The 1610-nt window shown below is 38.5% G+C and carries 1 protein-coding gene; it reads right to left on the bottom strand.

Annotation, left to right across the window (positions count from 1 at the left end; all coding sequences use genetic code 11):
• Positions 1-138: 138 nt before the first annotated feature.
• Entirely contained in the window at positions 139-1335 is a 1197-nt protein-coding gene (locus tag H524_RS0111880) for an IS630 family transposase (RefSeq protein WP_052339090.1), read from the bottom strand.
• Positions 1336-1610 lie beyond the last annotated feature (275 nt).

Raw genomic sequence — 1610 nt, 5'->3', positions numbered from 1 at the left:
ATAACTCATTAAAGGCGTTGTCTAACGTCTTTATGGTGCCATTAGCTAGTATAGCGATCTTTAATTTCGTTAAAAAATAGGTGTTTCATGATTATACATAGTTCCTAAGGCATGGAGTGATGTTCAATTCATCAACCGCTAGTCTTTAGAGTTGAATGCGTTCTCGATATCATCAAGGTGCCATTTCCATCTAAAGACAACTGGTTCTTGATTGACTTCTTCAATCCAAGCCAAAACCCTACGCACCAGTTCAGCTTTTGAATTAACTCGTAAGTTACGTAAGGCTTGACGTGACAACTTGCTAAAGAAGCATTCAATAATGTTCAACCATGATGCGTGTTTAGGAGTAAACACAAAATTAAAGCGTCCTTCTCTAAGGGTGCTCAAATACTCCTTCGTTTTCTTAGATCTGTGCACACTATGGTTGTCCAAGATTATGTTAATTGTTAGGTCTTCGTCGTACTGCTTGTTAACTTGTTCAAGAAACTCGATGAATTCCTCACTCTTGTGATTATCACGAACAAGAGCGTGAACTTTACCAGTTATTAGGTCGATGCCTGCAAGCAAAGTAACGGTACCAAGTCGACGATACTCATAATCGCGACCAACTGAGCTGTACTTTTCAGAAGGAGGTAAGTCTGGAGCGATATTTGATATTGCTTGGATGCCGGGCTTTTCATCATAAGAGATAAAAACTTCACCGCATTTTTCGCATATAGATATGGCTGAGCCATTTTGATCACGAGTGAATTGTAGAATCCACTCAACGCGCTTATATAGCAGCATGACAAATTTGGCTTTTGGCTCAAACTCTGGATCCTTGCACTCAAGATAGTACTTTATCTTATGTGGCTTGATGTTTTTAGAATTGAGGATTTTCCAAATTGTAGAACGCTGAACATTTTCTAATGACGGATGGTTGTGAGACTTGCAGTGTCGCTGAGCATAATTAGCAAGCGAAGACAATGTCCAACTTTGAGTCATTGGCCCGTCTGGAACATTTTCAGGCAAAGTACAAGCAAGGGAAATCACCCATGCCTTAGCTTCACGAGTAATTTGCTCTGGTCTACCACTGCGTTGAAAGTCCTCCATTGCTGCATCAATACCATACTTAGCCATTTTATAAATAGTCTTTGCTATAGTTGGTGCTGAAACGCCAAGAGAAGATTCAATGTCTTTATAGTTAGCACCATCTGCTCTTAGCAAAATAATCTTTGCTCTTTGCTGATGACGAATTTGACTCGACCTTGAAGAGGCTATTTTTTCGAGACGACTACGTTCTTCAGGAGTTATTTCAAATGAAAACTTTTTAGGACGACCAGCCATAATATTCATTAAATGTAAGTAACCCAAAACTGCTTATATTATAGCATTACTTAACGAATTTAGAGAATATTCTTAATTGCTTAAGTCGCGATTTTCCTTATATTTTTGGCCTAGATAGCTTCAAAGTTGAGCCCAATTAAAGACGCCTTACCAGCTAATGGTTATTTAATGTTTCTTGCTCGTTTGACATCTGGCTAGTTAAATCAGTGGGGACTCCTTTATACTTAAGGTAATTAAGAAACGCTATACTAGACCAAAGGTAAAGTCTTTTGCAATTGAGATAG

The sequence above is a fragment of the Anaerobiospirillum succiniciproducens DSM 6400 genome (genome assembly GCF_000482845.1).
In the GTDB taxonomy this organism is placed as follows: domain Bacteria; phylum Pseudomonadota; class Gammaproteobacteria; order Enterobacterales; family Succinivibrionaceae; genus Anaerobiospirillum; species Anaerobiospirillum succiniciproducens.
The sequence above is the reverse complement of the archived record's forward strand: the minus strand, read 5'-3'. Positions and strand labels throughout refer to the sequence as shown.

Coding starts and splice junctions, on each gene's coding strand:
- H524_RS0111880 (WP_052339090.1), bottom strand. CDS start 1,335: ATGAATATTATGGCTGGTCGTCCTAAAAAGTTTTCATTTGAAATAACT.